13 protein-coding genes are annotated in these 17,263 nt (G+C 31.7%); 3 read left to right on the forward strand and 10 right to left on the reverse strand.

What is annotated here, in order from left to right:
• Positions 1-38: 38 nt before the first annotated feature.
• The 3 genes from CaldiYA01_RS05755 (at position 39) to CaldiYA01_RS05765 (ending at position 2,665) form a co-directional block, all read left to right on the forward strand.
• Positions 39-812 (forward strand): S-methyl-5'-thioadenosine phosphorylase, encoded by a 774-nt coding sequence (locus tag CaldiYA01_RS05755; RefSeq protein ID WP_207182475.1) that lies wholly within the window; start codon positions 39-41, stop codon positions 810-812.
• 7 nt (positions 813-819) lie between these two features.
• Positions 820-1,848: an S-methyl-5-thioribose-1-phosphate isomerase gene (gene mtnA, locus CaldiYA01_RS05760; RefSeq protein WP_207182477.1), complete on the forward strand. Its 1,029-nt coding sequence runs from the start codon at positions 820-822 to the stop codon at positions 1,846-1,848.
• A gap of 190 nt (positions 1,849-2,038) precedes the next feature.
• The gene (locus CaldiYA01_RS05765; RefSeq protein WP_207182478.1) at positions 2,039-2,665 is read left to right on the forward strand and encodes a hypothetical protein; all 627 of its coding nucleotides are present in this window, start codon (positions 2,039-2,041) and stop codon (positions 2,663-2,665) included.
• A 35-nt stretch (positions 2,666-2,700) separates the two neighbouring features.
• Here the strand turns inward: CaldiYA01_RS05765 and CaldiYA01_RS05770 are convergent, their stop codons facing one another.
• From CaldiYA01_RS05770 to ileS, 10 genes are all read right to left on the reverse strand, one after another.
• Positions 2,701-3,570: a hypothetical protein gene (locus CaldiYA01_RS05770; RefSeq protein WP_238480607.1), complete on the reverse strand. Its 870-nt coding sequence runs from the start codon at positions 3,568-3,570 to the stop codon at positions 2,701-2,703.
• Positions 3,571-4,145: 575 nt separating this feature from the next.
• Positions 4,146-5,672: an NHL repeat-containing protein gene (locus CaldiYA01_RS05775; protein WP_207182480.1), complete on the reverse strand. Its 1,527-nt coding sequence runs from the start codon at positions 5,670-5,672 to the stop codon at positions 4,146-4,148.
• A gap of 362 nt (positions 5,673-6,034) precedes the next feature.
• A complete protein-coding gene (locus CaldiYA01_RS05780) occupies positions 6,035-6,664 on the reverse strand; it encodes a hypothetical protein (RefSeq protein WP_207182482.1) in 630 nt (209 codons plus the stop codon).
• 159 nt (positions 6,665-6,823) lie between these two features.
• Positions 6,824-7,987, reverse strand: coding sequence for an amidase domain-containing protein (locus CaldiYA01_RS05785; RefSeq protein WP_207182484.1), 1,164 nt, complete (start codon positions 7,985-7,987; stop codon positions 6,824-6,826).
• A gap of 158 nt (positions 7,988-8,145) precedes the next feature.
• On the reverse strand, positions 8,146-9,705 hold the full coding sequence (locus tag CaldiYA01_RS05790; protein ID WP_207182486.1) for a M56 family metallopeptidase: 1,560 nt from the start codon (positions 9,703-9,705) through the stop codon (positions 8,146-8,148).
• A 7-nt stretch (positions 9,706-9,712) separates the two neighbouring features.
• Positions 9,713-10,093 carry a BlaI/MecI/CopY family transcriptional regulator gene (locus CaldiYA01_RS05795; RefSeq protein WP_207182488.1) on the reverse strand — a complete coding sequence of 127 codons (381 nt, stop codon included), beginning with the start codon at positions 10,091-10,093 and terminating at the stop codon, positions 9,713-9,715.
• Between the two features lie 395 nt (positions 10,094-10,488).
• On the reverse strand, positions 10,489-11,721 hold the full coding sequence (locus CaldiYA01_RS05800) for a hypothetical protein (protein WP_207182491.1): 1,233 nt from the start codon (positions 11,719-11,721) through the stop codon (positions 10,489-10,491).
• A 45-nt stretch (positions 11,722-11,766) separates the two neighbouring features.
• A complete protein-coding gene (locus CaldiYA01_RS05805; RefSeq protein ID WP_238480608.1) occupies positions 11,767-12,309 on the reverse strand; it encodes a C39 family peptidase in 543 nt (180 codons plus the stop codon).
• 999 nt (positions 12,310-13,308) lie between these two features.
• Positions 13,309-14,394 (reverse strand): 3-dehydroquinate synthase, encoded by a 1,086-nt coding sequence (aroB, locus tag CaldiYA01_RS05810; protein WP_207182493.1) that lies wholly within the window; start codon positions 14,392-14,394, stop codon positions 13,309-13,311.
• Positions 14,395-14,474: 80 nt separating this feature from the next.
• Positions 14,475-17,237: an isoleucine--tRNA ligase gene (gene ileS, locus CaldiYA01_RS05815; RefSeq protein WP_207182499.1), complete on the reverse strand. Its 2,763-nt coding sequence runs from the start codon at positions 17,235-17,237 to the stop codon at positions 14,475-14,477.
• Positions 17,238-17,263: the final 26 nt, after the last annotated feature.

Raw genomic sequence — 17,263 nt, forward strand, 5'->3', positions numbered from 1 at the left:
TGAAATGCAAAAGTTTTTATTCTTGGAGGTAAGAAGAGATGGAATACAGAGCTGATATAGGAGTCTTTGGCGGTTCGGGTTTTTACTCTTTAGAAGACAATGTTGAAGAGATAGAACTTGAAACACCCTACGGAAAACCAAGCGACAAAATCTCTTTGGTTGAGATTGCAGGCAAAAAAGTAGCTTTCTTGCCAAGACACGGGAAAAATCATCAATATCCACCTCATTTAATTCCATACAGAGCAAACATTTGGGCAATGAAGATGCTTGGAGTCAAAAAGATAATTGGACCAACAGCGTCAGGAAGCTTAAAGCCTAAGATAAAACCTGGTGACTTTGTTGTGTGTGACCAGTTTGTTGACAGGACATGGGGAAGAAAAGACACATTCTTTGAAGGACCTGAAGTAAGGCATATATCTGCTGCAAAGCCGTACTGTGAATACCTGCGAAAGATTGCAATTGAGTCTGCAAAAGAGCTCGGAATTACCGTGCATGAAAAGGGAACAGTTGTTGTGATTCAAGGTCCGAGATTTTCCACAACTGCTGAGAGCAGATGGTTTTCAAGCATGGGCTGGGATATTATCAATATGACACAGTATCCTGAAGTAATTCTTGCAAAGGAGCTTGGGATTTGCTATGTCAACATCTCGTTAATTACTGATTATGATGCGGGTCTTGAAGGTAGAGATGATATAAAGCCTGTGACTGAAGAAGAAGTTTACAGAGTCTTTAGAGAAAACAATGACAAAGTAAAAAAGCTTATATACAGAATGATTGAAAAGATTGATGTAAATTTTGTCTGTGAGGAGTAAGAAGAAAATGAAACACTTTGAGTTTGTAAATGATAAGCTCATTGTGCTCGACCAGAGAAAGCTGCCATTTGAAAAAGAGCATTTTGTTTGTAGCACATATCAGGATGCATATGTAGCAATAAAGGATATGATTATAAGAGGGGCACCGCTTATTGGAATTGTTGCTGCATATGGAGTTGTTTTAGGCTTTAAGGAGATAATTGAAAAGAATATGGAGTCCACTAAAATTTATGAGATTATAAACTATCTTGCGAGCTCAAGACCAACAGCTGTAAATCTTTTCTGGGCACTTGAGAGGATGAAAAAGATTTTTGAAAAGGCAAGAAATCTTTCTCAAAGTCAAATTTATAGTGTGCTGCTACAAGAGGCAAGGAAAATAGAGGATGAAGACAAAAGTATCAATAAAAAGATTGGCGAGCATGGAAATACACTTATAAAAGAGGGTGCAAATATCCTTACTCACTGCAATGCAGGAGCTTTAGCAACAGGTGGGTATGGAACTGCACTTGGTGTTATACGTGAAGCTCACTTTACCGGCAAGAATATTCATGTTTATGTAGATGAGACACGGCCGTATTTGCAGGGGGCAAGGCTCACAGCATTTGAACTTTCTGAAGATGGTATTCCCAATACAGTTATTTGTGATAACATGGCAGGTTATCTTATGAAACTTGGAAAGATTGACTGTGTTATAGTAGGGGCTGACAGAATCGCTTTAAACGGAGATACAGCAAATAAGATTGGAACTTACTCTCTTTCTGTTTTGGCAAAACAGCATGGCATTCCATTTTACATTGCAGCACCAGTATCAACCATTGATTTTAATATAAAATCAGGCTTAGAAATTCCTATTGAAGAGAGAAGCGAAGATGAAATAAGATTTTTCAATGGTAAAAAGATTGTTCCGGATGAATCGAAGGTTTTTAATCCTGCATTTGATGTAACACCGGCCGAGAACATTACTGCTATAATTACAGATAAGGGTATTATTTTTCCACCGTTTGAGGAGAATATCTCAAAACTCAAAGAAAAGTAGTCTGTAAAAAACGGGGTATTGTAAGAATTGAGTACCCCGTTTATTTTTTGTAGTTATAAAGAATTAGTACTTGAAATAATGTTCTTGTTTTTTTGCTTACAATTGCATTTCATCTACATATGTAGTATAATATTTATAAACTAAGTTTTCGAGGAATTAATATAAAGTAAAACTAAGGGGGATTAACCAAATGCAAAAAATATTTCGTAATTCAATGGTAATATTTTCTTTAATTCTCATTGGATCATTGGTATTATTAAGTATTAGTTTAAAAATCTCTCACATTAAGGCTGACACAATCTTAAATAAGCATAAGCTAGAAGACAATAGCTCCGAGAGAATTCATATTATAAAAAACAAAAAGAAATTTATAGCAGATATCATCTCAGTTTTACCCGTTGTTGAAGAAAAGAATATAAACAACTCAACTGTGGACAGCAACATAAGTAAAGTAAAAGCAGAAAGGCAAGTACATTATAAAATTATTAAAGCTGTGCTAAATGAAGCCAATCACAAAAGCATCCTTGGCCTTGCTTCAAACAAAGATATATATTCATTTGTATCTGAGAAAGTCCTAAAAATACTCTTTCCCAAACCTACACAAGATACTTATACCTGTTACTATAAGGTAGAACCTGCTGACCCCAAGCAAACCGTTATTTGGTACAAAAAAGGATATTTTTATTTTGTGTACTGCTTCACAGACTCTTACACCATAAATCCAGCTGACCCTTATGGTGATATTAAAAAAATGGTTCTCTTGGTTGAGAAAATTAAAAACAAATGGATAATAAGCGATTTTTCAAGCAACAATTAATAATAGTGGCGACTAATAATAGTTGTTTGTCAGTTCTAATATATTCGAATAGTATCATAACTCACCAAATTTCCTCTAACTTTAAGTAACTGAATTACTCTTTTGCTTTTTAGCTTGTATATTGAACACCCTTCTTGACTTGAAAAGTATCCGCCTTTATCAGTAAAGTATATTCCATTTAAACCAACAACAGGCCAGTAGGTATTTATATTTTTTGGAATTTCGCTAATATATTCTAAACTTTCATTTTTAATATTTAATAGCACTAATTTTGCTCTAAAAGGGTCTCTAATATTTGAATAGTCACCAAATTCTTTATATCCAGGACTTCCCTGTGAGAAAATAAATTTATCTTCTGAAAAAGAATTTACAGGCGGAGAGCACAGCCCTGTATTTTTCGTAAACTCTGTTACATTCCCTGTTAATACGTCAGCAACTGAAACCCAAATATATGATGGATCAGCAGGAGTTGAAGTACTGATTGCAACATATCTGCTATCCCTGCTCCATGTAATAGAGTAAATAATTCTATATACATTATTGATTGGTAAATCTCCAAATCTTTCGGAAAGTAGCTTCTTCTTACTGTTTTTGTTCAAGTCAATTACAACCAGTGATGTAGCAGCATCATTTTCTTTGTTATCCATCTCACCACACGCAATATACTTTCCGTTTGGTGAAAGAACTGGCCAGCAAAATGAACCTCTTGCAACTTGTTTTAGTGAAAAAGTATATATTTTGTTTTTTGGAACATACTCTGATTTCAAAAGATACAGTCTTTTTTCAGTGGCAATAACAAACTCACCTGTTTGTTTATTAGCGCTGATATATTTTATCATTTCTGGCATTGGGTTTCGATAAACTTCTTTTTTGGTTTTATAATCAACCAAAATTAACTCTTTCAAATCCTCACCACAATAAGCTACCTGATTTCTTCCCCATGCAAATAAGCGTACAGGAAAATAATCTAAACCTTTTATTTTATTGCGGCTCATTTTGACTTTGAAAAGCAAATCTTCTTTGCCACTACTGTGCCTGATTTTGCCATAAAATAAAGCAAAAAAATCTCCATTTTCGGTTTTATCAAACCTTTCAATATAGCCTATATATGTTCTGAAGAATTTCTTATTAGAGCATTTATAACAAAAAAAATCATGCCTATAATTATTAAGCATATAGAGACATATACAAAGATATTAAACTTTACACTTATTTTACCACACATATTTAATTTCTCTTTCATGAATTTTCCTCCAAGAATACTATCATCAATTTTTAATTAATAGGGTGAATATGCTTGATAACCATTACTAACTAACTCATTAAACGTATATCCCATAGATATAACTCTATCAGTATAGTTGCCATTAACTATCGATATAGTACTTTCATAAACCACAAATTGACCAGATGAATTTGACGTGTAGAATAATCTAACATGCCCAGAACCACTACTATTTTTTAATAAAATATCACCTTGCTATAATTCATAATAACTATTTAATTGTCTAGCTATGTTGGGGAATTCTGAAGTATGATAATGCCTTGATAACCCCCAACATCTGCATACAAATCCAGAACAGTCAACACCCGTTGTTCCACCTATATAACCGGGTGCGTTTGTATTAACATTTCCAGCTGCATATCCTTGTTGAATTTCATTGTCAAAACCAGATAATGAACTAAAACCGCCCCAGCAATAAGGAACTTGATAATAATTTGTATTATAATTAGTTATAAAGCAAGGTCTTTGCCAATATTGTCGATTGCTTGCACTCAAATTAGAACCATCATAATTTACTATGCTGCAGTACCACTGGTGCCATTGATAGCTCTGTGCTGTTGAAATCATTTGAGACCTTGGTACTGTTACAACAGAAGAAGTAATTTTTTTCTCTCCATCAATTGTAGCTAAGTTTTTCGCATGTTCATTTAAATTTCCTCCTGACGAATTTTTTAAATTATCATGATTTCCTTCTAATTCTTTTATGAATTCATCAGCTGACTGCCAATAAGCTACTTTAAGTACATAGACATTTTCTTGAGATGGTATTAAAACATAAACATCATTGCCTTCTATTAAAAAGCCCTTTTTAGGAATAGCACTATAAACATCTAAAGATATTTTAATGGCTCTATCTATCTCCCCAGTTTTTTTATTATAACCTACAATTGCATAGCTTTTGCCATCTTCTAGTTTCCAATATACTATATTGCCAATTGTTCCTACATAACTATTTGTTCCTAAATGATATTGTGAAGGAAAAGAAACAGTCACGACCTCTCCATTTGGTGTTATAACCTGACCACCTAAACGTTTCATACCTTGAATATTGAGTTTCCATATAGCTTTGTCACGTGCTAAAGAGCCTTTTTTCTCTTCAACAACTGTAACACTCTCTGGTTTTCCTGCATCCAAGCTATTTGTCTTGTCTGTTCCATTCCCAAATTTCAATGTTCTTGTTTCTTTCAAATCTGCATATACAACATATGGTCCATTTTCGTCAGAACCAAAACCTGAAATTGTTATACAACTACCTCTTTGCTGTGTATCCGGCAAGCTACTAATTCTAATTTTGCCATTTGTTATCATTACAAGATAGTTTCCATTATAACTTCCACCCAATAAATATAAATCTCCTTTCTCATCAACTGATATATCAGACACCCATATTATACTTTCAGGAAGCTTAACTTCTTCAACATATTCACCGGAAATCTTGTTGTAAATTAAAAGTCTGTGATGCGCATTATCAACAACATATACTTTATCACCTTTGACATCAAAAGCATCTGGTCCCCCTGTCCCAGTCATGTCAGAAACATATTCAATCCCTTTTTCAGACACTGGAATACTAACAACTTTTTCAAAGTTTGAAAACCATAGTTTGTCTTTTTCTTCTCCACTCCCAAGTGCTTTGCTTTTGCCAGTTGAAAAAGATAAAATCGATAATAGAACCAGACTGCAAACTGTCAAATAAGTTATTATTTTTTTGAAATTTTTCATAGTAAATGCCCTCCTTTATTTTTATTTGCACACCCTCTTAAGCGCTCAAGAAGGTTAAAGCCTATGTTATTTGAAACAATCAAAATTTTCAAAGTCTTCAAGTTTAACTCCTAATGGCAAGAATGTTTTTTACTCATATTTTGATATTACTTTACATTTGTAGTCACACCTATATTATACATCTGAAAAATTAACTTGTAAAGAAGTTTTAAAATATTTTTCAGATCATTTAGTTTGTAAAGCTATATATATAAAACCTCATATATAATCCTTTAGTTTGATTTTTTTTTAAACATGAAACAAACTTTAAAAAGTATCCCTGAATATATTTTAAACTTTGGTAATTAATCTAAAAGTAAGAGTTATTTTAATTTAAACCCAACTACCTTACACTCATAACAGTCATAACCTATATCTTCGTATCTATTTACTATTTCTCCTTTTGCGTTATATAAGATTAAGTCTTTTAGCTTTTTATAACCGTCTACAATAACAATATATCCCTTATCACCTTTTACATTTTCTATTAGTTTTGTCCCATTTTCAAATTCAAATAGAATTTTGGTGTAATTAGTAGGCTTTCGTGCGCCTGTTGATGGTATCCAAGTGGAAGTATTTAAGTTACAAAAATAAATGCTTTTACCTTTGTATTTGACCCGATTTACTCCAAATCCCATACTCATTGCTGGATCAGCAGGTGCATACCATAACGCTTTATTGTTTTCAACCAAACATAACAAATATTGGGGTGAATTATCGGTAGTCATATAAAATAAAAATAGATACCAATTACCATGTTTTTTATATTTAAGTACATTAAAATTCTTATTTTTAACCATATAAAAAGCATCTGACAATGCTGAAACAGCTATTTTTTGAGCTTTAGTGTATTCATCTTCTTTTTTTGTAAAATCCTTTCTTGTGCACCCGCTTATATTTAGCATCATTAGTGTGAATAATAAAATATATGGAATAACTTTTTTTATCTTCAATGTATTCGCCTCCCATTTTAAAATTTCTTAATTTCTTAATAAAAGCACACCTTCAGAAAAACATTAATAAACAGTGGAAAATATTCATAATCAAATTTCTATTCTGAAGGTGTGCAATCTTTGAAGATAGTGGGAAATAAGATTGTATTTGTTGTATTCTTATTCTATTTCTCTAAAATAATATGGATTAAAAAATCTTTTATTACCTACATAATCAGAATAATAGCAATAACAATTTTCAGTATGTTGTGCAAATTTCCGTGTAATTTTGTCTACAAGAATTGCAGTATGATCAAATCTCCCATCGTTATAATAATCAATTTGCATTATTCCTCCATTATCTAATGAATTTACACTGTCTACTACAACTACGCGTGGTCCAGGTGTATCAATGGACTTAAAGCTTGTCATATAAGTCCAGAAAGCTTCAACACTCTCCCAATTTCGTGAGCCTCCACCAGGACCTGCATACCACCCTTCTTCATATGAACCAGGAACCATCATCACTTTGTTTAATATATCATTCATAGTATCATTTGCTCCAAATCCATACCATAAAACCTGAGATGCAAAGTTTGTGCAATCTCCTCCTCCAGCGGTTGCATCATAAAACTTGGTATTACGGTTAAATACATATTTGTTTGCATATTCAACAGCCCTTGATGTACTATAATAATGATTTACTGCTGGCAAACTGAGAATTCCAACATTGTTTTTCAATTCAACATCACTGAAGTTTTTATATTCTTTTTTCAAATCAGGAGAAAATTCTTGATCAATCATTTCAGCTAATTCTTTCGGTTGAAATTCTCTTATTAATTTTTCTTTTGAAATTTCATAGAAACTTAGATCTTCATAATCATGTTCTGTAATTTTCCAGCCATCTTCCATTTTTATTAACTTAAATATATTTTCGCAACCACAAATAAAAGGTGGATATGCATTCTGTCCATCTAATTTTATTTCTAATATGACGCTTGCTTGATTACCGTTTATATCAATTGCTTTGTAATTGAACTTTAATGGAAATCGTCTCTTTTCGATGTAACAGTAACCTTTTTGATAAATATACTTTCTTCTTGCTGTTAAATTTTTCAGAGCTATTACTTTGTTTTGATTTTGTATTTTAGTCATATCAAGGTAAGGTGTTATATCCTTATATTCCATTTGTAAATATGCATCGTACTGAGTATTGTAAAAAGATTCGATAATGTTTTTTATGTTATCTTCTTCAGAGTTTTTTAAAAAATATAAGTTTGCATAGGCAATGGAATTTGGTATTATTAGAATGAAGCATAATAAAATCAATACAATTTTTCTCATTTAAAATATCCCACTTCTTTTAGTTCTATATGATTTTCAGATTAAATTAAATAATAAATTTTTTTGAAACTATTATTTTCTGTTTAATCAGGAACTATTGAAAATAAGAATGTACGACATAACTTTTCGCCTCCATTTATCTAATATCATACAAATTATTACTTAATTCCAAACTCCCTATCTATTTGCTTTTTTATCTGCTCATAATCAGATTCTGGTAATTTTTGGTCAGTAGAGAATTCATAATGCATTAAGGCCCATTTGTCATAGATATGCTTTGTTAATTTCCATGTCCCATCCTGCTTTTCTAATTCAAAAATATTTTCTCCATATGAAATAAACGGCGGATATGCTTCTTTTAGTTTTATCTCTAAGTCAATAACTACCTTGGCTTTGTTGCCATCAAGCTCTATGTTCTTATAATGAAGTTCATATGGAAAATGTCTCTTCTCAACATAACAGTACTTTTTTTCGTCTATATATTTTCTTCTGAATACTAACATTTTTAATGCAACAACTTTATTATGATTCTGTATCTTTGACATATCCAAGTACGGTGTTATATCTATATACTCCATTTGAAGATAAGCTTTGTACTGTGTTTCATAAAATCCTTCTATAGTTGATTTGATTGCCTCTATCTCATCGCTATCAAAACTCAAAATATCTTTTGCCCATATTTGAACAAATGCACTTAAGAATATTGTTGTTGATACTAACACCACAACAAAAACCTTAGCACCTTTGCTCATTTTCCTTACCTTCCAACTCATAATAAACCTAAATCTCTCAACAATGCTTTCTTTTCTACCTACCAGACCAAATGCCGCGCCGGCTCCACTGCCTATACTCACCAAAAGTGTGTTATAAAGTACCTCTGCATACCTTCTTTTGCCATCCTTCTTAAGCTTTCTTATTACTTCTTCGTCACATGAATATTCACATTCTCTATTTAGCTTTAAAACAGCAAAATATACCAAGGGGTTAAACCAATGAAGTGCATTTATTAATTTGCTTAGCCATTTAACAAGTACATCTTTTCTCTTGAAGTGTACAAGTTCATGTCTTATAATTAATCTTAAATCTTCTCTTACTATGTCCTTTGTAGGTATTACTAGGATCGGAGTAATTATTCCGATTAGCATAGGTGTTTGTATAATATCACTTTCTAATATCTTTATCTTTTTTGGAATTTTTCTTAAATTGCAATACCTTTCAATCATTCTCCTGCAATATTCATTTGAACATTCTCGAGAACTTCTTGTAAGTATCATTTTAAACCAAATATACCTTATCAAAAACCATGCAAAAAATACTATGGCACCTACAAACCAAACATAACCAATAAATTCTACAAATTTTTCAGGGTTAAAATAACTAATATTTTTATAAGGCAGGGCAGTTAAAGCCCCACCTTGTGCTGTATTTTCTGTTAGTTGTAAGTTCAATGCATTGTTGTTATTTAATTTTGAGGTCATATGACTGCTGTTGCCTAATATAATACTCTGATTTAGTACTTTACTATCTTTCTTACAAAATTTAATCAATACATTCCATGGAATGGTAAAACAAAAAAGCCCTATCATCCAAATATAATACATTGCTCTTGCGCTCAAATGCTCTTTAAAGATTTTGCTCAAAATAGCAAATATCAAAACAGCTATGCTACCACCTACTGTCATTACTAAAATCCATTTGAATATAACTTCTATATTCATCTCATCTCTACTCCTCTTTTCCTAATAACTTCTTAATCTCCTCAAGCTCTTCTTTTTTTAAGTTTCCACTTTCAACTAATGCTGCTATTAAATCTTTTACAGAGCCATTAAATAGCTTATTCAATACCCTTGCTGTTTCTATCTTTGCGTATTCCTCTTTGCTAATAGAAGGACTGTAGTGGTAAAGTTTATCCTTTTTCTCTTGCTTTATCGCTTTCTTTTTTACAAGCCTGTCAATCAAGGTGTAGATAGTTGATTTTTCCCATTTGATGTCTTTTTCTTTTAACCTTTGCACTATCTCTGGTGCACTCAGGGGCTTTCCTTCTTCCCATAAAACTTTCATAACCTCTAACTCAGCTTCTGATGGCATTAATAAATCTTTGTTCATTTGCTTCACTCTCCTTTTACAATTGTGATTACACATATATTTTACAATAGTAAAAACCAATTTGTAAAGAGGTTTTTGAAAGTTTTTAAGTTTTTTCAAAAGATTAAACTTAACTAATGTTTTATATTTTTTAGATGACACATCTTAGTTGTATTGAAATTTAAAAAATTTTGTAAATGAATACCTTTCAAAATATCTTCGATTTATCAAAGCAATATTAGAAAAAAAAACAGAGTATTTATCTTGCTCATATGAAATACCCTAAGAAATTAAGGAAGTGTATTTTTTACACAAATGCCATTGAGAGTGTAAATAGAGGGGCTGTCCATTCATCTTTTTGGACAGCCCCTATTATCTTAACCAATTATCATTATCAATTTACAATTGCTGGTTATTCAATTCAAAATTAAATACTCACTATATTTGTCGTTAGTATTGTCTTTCAAATAGTTTCTAATAAATAAATTAGTAGAAGGAGTTTCAGAATATAACATAACATAATTAGAATATCCTTTTTGAGGTTTTAAATAAGGAATTTTGTAATATTTTAGTTCTTTTAATAAAAATATATAAATACCATCTTTCAAGTAATTACCATACCAAGATAAATATCCTCCAGAAATATATGGGTCTGCAAATGTAACCACACTTGATTTTTTCATAGAATACAATTCAGGATATACTATTACTTTCCATTTAAATGGAGCTTTTGATATATCACATAAAACTATTTGATCTTGAGAAATTATTCCGTTTATATGTCGAAGAGCAATAACATAATTTTTATAAATCCTTGGCATTACAAGTTCGTTATTTGGAGAGATTTTTATTTTTTTCTTTTTTTCGATATTATATAAGTATATTTCTCCACTTTCTGTCCTCATTGTATGAGTTTCTATAATATTTGATATACACCAAACTATATTATCACCATAAATAGATGGAGGGTATATTAATCTATTTTCTTTTTCAGGTATTTTTTCAATTATGGAATATTTTTTTGTTTTCATATCAAATAATTTTATAACTAAATAGATAATTCCCATTTTATCCTTTTCATAGTTTAAATAAACAACTTTGCCATTGTGAGCAAATATATCTCTCCACATAACACTTGCTTTAGCTCTTATATCATCATTAGCGGAAATACTTGCTTCATTACATTTATCAATCAAGCAGATTGTATTGGTATTAATATCATATCCATATAACTTCCAATTACAACTTAGATATAAATATCCCTTTTTTCTTTCTCCTTCCATCCAATAGAAATATCTTCCATCAAAGTTTTCAGAAATGCTCAAAAAGTTCTTTTCAGTAATTTTGTGTATCAACTTTGTATGTCTTTTCTTTAAGTCTTTAATAAAATATGCATCTTCATTATTAGAAAGCCCAATAAATCTGTTTGAGTCAATAGCAATAATCAAATTTTCATCTTTTTTCTTTTTAAATGTTTTCAAAAGAATACTATTAAAATTTTCTTCTTTTTTAGGCAGATATTCAAAAAGATCTTTACTATATGCTATTTGCAACAATGGTTGACTACCAATGAATCTAAGAAAAGAAAGTAAAATAAAAGCAGCTATTAAAATAAATATTTTTTTCGCAGTTTTTGATATGTTAAACATTTTTAATTCTCCTCGTTTCTGTGATTTATTTGATCTAATTTAAAATTACCAGACAATACCTCTGTCTTTGCATAACTTAACGAATTCGCTATAATTATCAGTCAATTTACAACCGTTATTGTATTTAGAGGAATCTGAATAATAAATTTGATGATTTACTGGGTCATAACCAATTAATGCAATATAATGCCAATATTCTTTTTGTCTATCATAACCAGGTAGATGATAGCTACCTGCAACCATATGAATATCAGCAATAACACCATATCCAAATAGAATATCACTTGTTACGTAATTCCATAATTCTATTTCTGAAGGAGACCATTTTATTACATGCACAATACCTGACCAATCTCTCATAACTCTTTCCCAGCGGGAGTCAAATGGTGTACCATCCGTTGTTGTTCCCAAATCTTGAGCCAAATTATCTTGAGATACAGCAATCGACGGATTACTTCTTTTATAATATATGTTAGAAGCTTTAAGACAATTGTTGGCTGCAGCTGGTCCACAATAATAATCATTCTTTTGCAACTCTGAAACAGGATTTAGCGATATAATTGTCGAATTTATTAATATTTGAGACATTGGCTTAAATTCTGAAAAACTACGGTTGTTTTGAATATAATCTTATTCTTTCCAAGAGAGAGGTTTCCATAAGTTTATTTCCTTCCATTTCATTAACAAAATCTTTTATTATGTTTTCTATCTTTGATTGTGAATTAGCTGTTTCCACATTTGTTTTAACATTGTTTAACTCAGTGAGGAGCAAATTAATATATCTATATTATTTTATTTCAGATTTTTTATTAGATATAATTAATAGTTCTTTATCGGGTAGCTCAGACTGTGAGTTGATATTTGAAAAATTGCTAGTGTCTTTTGTGGAATTCGATATTTCAGAAAAGCTTTTATCTGATGAAAGATTAATGTTAAAAATTAACAGCAGAGATAATATAATGCAAAATTTTCCCATTTTATCTCTTATTTTTATGAGAAAACACTCTTTTTTTTATTTTTTTAATTCAAATTTCTAAACCCAAAATATACTCTTTCAGTGTTTTTTTTAGATGTTTAAGAAGTATCAAAGCTACAACAAAACATAGCTATCATCCCTCTTTTGCACATATATTTTCAAAACATAGTGATTTATGCTAAACATATTTACAATTCTTTTAATTTCAATTTCTTTTCTTTATTAAAATTTATTAATAAAAACAATTTTTATTGATAAAACCTTTTTTCAAACCCATTTGATGTCTTTTTTTAACCTCACCTCTAACTCAGCTTCTGATGGCTTTAATAAATCCTTTTTCATTTACTTCGCTCCCCTTTTACAATTGTGATTACACATATATTTTACAATAGTAAAAACCAATTTGTAAAGAGGTTTTTGAAAAGTTTTTTAAAACTTTTGACGCAGAGTCATAAGAGAAATATGATTCATATTTGACAATCTATAACGATGCAGAAATCAGAATTAACACATAAAGAAGCTCCCTTTTCTTGGCATTTGTTTTTTATAATTTGTAAGCTATATAGCCAAGACAAGGGAGCTTCTTCTTGACTATGTCAGACTGAGGCATTTTAAGATAAAACAATTTTTTCGAACCTATCAAGTGCCTCATATAAAATATCTTCATTAACTTCGTAACCTAAAACATAATCACATACATCTTTTAATAAAACCATTCTTATAGAAGCATTAATATTCTTCTTGTCATATTTCATAATTGAGATAATTTGGCTCTTCTCAAATCTTTGAGGAAGTTTTATACTATTCTTCTCAAAAATTCTTATTAAAAGATCTACGTTTGACAAATCAAAATTAAATATCATATTCGAAAGTATCATCTCAGCAATCATTCCCAAAATAACAAATATCCCATGAGAAAAATAGTAATTGTAATACGTCTCTAATGCATGGCCTACAGTATGGCCAAAATTCAGAACTTCTCTCAAAAGTGATTCCTTTTCATCCTTTTCAACAACTTTAACTTTACAGTTAATAGATTTCTTTATCAACTGCATAGCAAGTATTTTATCTTGAAAAATCTTAAAAACGTCGTTTTCAAATTTATCTTTTTTAATCAATATACTCTTATCTAAAGTGAAACCATATTTTATTATTTCACCTAAACCAGATAAAATCTCTCTTCTTGGCAATGTTTCTAAAAACTTAGGACATATGATTATCATTTCAGGCTGATAAAATGTTCCAATCTGGTTCTTATAAGATTTATAATCAATTCCTGTTTTTCCGCCAATACTACTATCAACCATTGAAAGAAGAGTTGTTGGAACGTGAATGAGCCTCACACCACGTTTATATGTAGATGCTACAAACCCTACTACATCACCAACAACCCCTCCACCAATTGCAACAAACAATGCTCTTCTGTCTACATTGCTATCCAAAAGATAATCAATGGCTTTCAGGTAAGACTCTATTGACTTTGACTCCTCACCTTCATCAAAAAGGTAAAGGTAAGCAGGTTTAAGGCTATCAATAAAACCTTTGTAGAGTCTGTAGACCATCTTGTCAGTAAATATTACAAGATTTGAGTAGTTAAAATATGCAATATGTTCTCCAATTTTTTCAACTTCCTCAACAAAAACAATAGGAATGTTTTTTTCTTCCCTTTTCAAATTTAAGTAAATCCTATCTTCCATCCTACCCATCCTTTTTGTAAATTTTATAAAATAAAAGACAAGCCGGCACTTCTTATAATACCGGCTTTATCTTTTTTATGTTATTTGCCCTTTACGACCTCATAGCACCTTGGACATACATTTAAATTTTCTTCGTTCTTTCCAACCATTGTATCGAATTTCCAACATCGTTCACACTTTGAACCATCAGCCTTGTAAACTTCTACTTTAATCTGGTCGCTATCGCCTTCTTCAACCTCAAGTTGAGAAACAATCAGCACTTCCTGGATAATGTCTTTGTTTTCTTCTATGAATCTTTTTACATCACCTTTTGCAAAAATCTTTACTTTGCTGTCTAAAGAACTTCCAATAAGCTTTTCATTTCTTGCAATCTCAAGCTGTTTTGCAACAATGTCCTTTATTTCAATTATTTTGTTCCACTTTTCTTTCAAGGTTTCATCTTTTAATATGCTTTCGTTAACCTTTGGCCAGCTTGTCAAAAATACTGATTCAGCGTCTTCTTCTTTAAAAATAATATTTTGCCAAATCTCCTCTGCTGTGAAAGACAAAATTGGTGCAATAAGTTTTGTGAGGGCAACCAGTATTTCGTACATGACTGTCTGTGCAGATCTTCTGTCAAGGCTTTCACTTTTTGATGCATAAAGTCTATCTTTGTTTATGTCAAGATACAAATTACTCATGTCAATTACACAGAAGTTATGAACAAGATGATATACCTGATTATAATCATATTCTTCGTAAGCTTTTGTCACCTTTTCAATCAACTTATATAGCCTTTGTAATGCCCACTTGTCAATTTCTTTCAGGTTTTCACATCCTACCTTATCTGTCTTTGGATTAAAGTCATAAAGATTGCCAAGCAAGAATCTTGCTGTGTTTCTTATCTTTCTATAAATTTCTGTTAGCTGTTTTATAATATCCTTTGAAATTCTCATATCGGTTGTGTAGTCAGCAGAGACACACCAAAGCCTTAAGATATCTGCTCCAAACTCATTGATGATATCAAACGGCGATATTACATTGCCTTCTGACTTTGACATTTTCTTCCCTTCGCCGTCAACAACAAACCCATGTGTCAGAACAATTCTATATGGTGCTCTTCCCTTTGTTGCAACAGCTGTCAGAAGGGATGACTGGAACCATCCTCTGTACTGGTCGTTTCCTTCTAAGTACATATCACATGGCCACTCTAAATCTTCTCTGCTCTCTAAGACATAAGCATGAGAAGATCCTGAGTCAAACCACACATCCATAATGTCAGTCTCTTTTTCAAACTCCATGCATCCACAAACAGGGCACTTTGTACCTTCTGGCAAAAGTTCTTTGACATCCTTAGAAAACCAAGCATCAGAACCTTCTTTCTCAAATATCTTTGCTATATAATCAATTGTCTCATCTGTTATTAGCTCTTTCCTGCAATTTTTGCAATAGAAGATTGGAATTGGCACACCCCAGATTCTCTGCCTTGAGATACACCAGTCTTGTCTGTCTGCAATCATATTGTAAATTCTATCTCTTCCCCACTCTGGCACCCATTTGACATCATCAACCGCCTTCAGTGCCTCTTCTCTAAACCCTTTAACAGATGCAAACCACTGCTCGGTTGCTCTGAATATAACAGGATTTTTACATCTCCAGCAGTGAGGATACTGGTGAGTTATCTTTTCAACACCTAAAAGATGACCTGAAGCTTCTAACTCCTTTGCAATTTCTTTGTTTGAGTCTTCATAAAAAAGCCCTGCAAACTTGCCAGCTTCTTTTGTCAAATATCCTTTATTGTCAACCGGAACAATTACAGGAATATTATATCTTTGACAGACCTCAAAGTCCTCTTCACCATGACCAGGTGCTGTGTGAACACAGCCAGTTCCTGCTTCCAAAGTTACATGTTCGCCTAAAATTACTAAAGAAGTTCTACCTAAAAATGGATGTTTGCATTTTACATATTCTAAATCCTTGCCTTTAAACCTTGCAATCTCACGATATTGGTCAATTTTATTTGTCTTCATTACTCTTTCTACAAGCTCAGATGCCACAATTAAGATTTCATTCCCAACGTCAACCAAGCTGTAATCAAAATCGGCGTTTAGTGCAATTGCTAAATTGCCTGGAAGGGTCCACGTTGTGGTTGTCCAAATTACAATGTATACCTTTTTATCTCCTATGGGCAAATTTGAAAACAATCCTTTGTCATTTTCTACTTCAAACTTAACATAAATAGAGTATGTCCTGTCTTCCTGATATTCAATCTCTGCTTCTGCCAATGCAGTTTCACACGACGGACACCAATAAACAGGTTTTAAACCTTTGTAGATGTATCCTTTTTTAGCCATTTCTCCAAATACTCGAATTTGCCTTGCTTCGAATTTTGGATCTAAAGTCATATAAGGATTTTCCCATTCACCAAACACGCCAAGTCTTTTGAACTGTTGTCTTTGGATGTCAATATAGCTGAGGGCAAACTCTTTACACTTTTTCCTAAACTCTACTGGATCCACTTCGTGTCTGTTTACACCAAACTTTTTGATAACCTGTTGTTCAATTGGAAGACCGTGTGTGTCCCACCCAGGAATATATGGTGTGTAATAGCCCTGCAATGATTTGTACTTGTTTACAATGTCTTTTAAAACTTTGTTCAGGGCATGTCCTAAATGAATGTCGCCGTTTGCATAAGGTGGTCCGTCATGAAGAATAAACTTTTTATTATTTTTATTTTTTTCGAGCATCTTTTTGAAAACATCATTTTCCTGCCAAAACATCAAAAATTGAGGTTCTCTTTGTGCCAAGTTTGCTCTCATTGGAAAATCAGTTTTTGGTAAGTTCAATGTTTGACTCCAGTCCATCTTGTGTTTCATCCCCCTGCCAAAAA

The organism is Caldicellulosiruptor diazotrophicus (assembly GCF_017347585.1).
GTDB classification, from domain to species: domain Bacteria; phylum Bacillota; class Thermoanaerobacteria; order Caldicellulosiruptorales; family Caldicellulosiruptoraceae; genus Caldicellulosiruptor; species Caldicellulosiruptor diazotrophicus.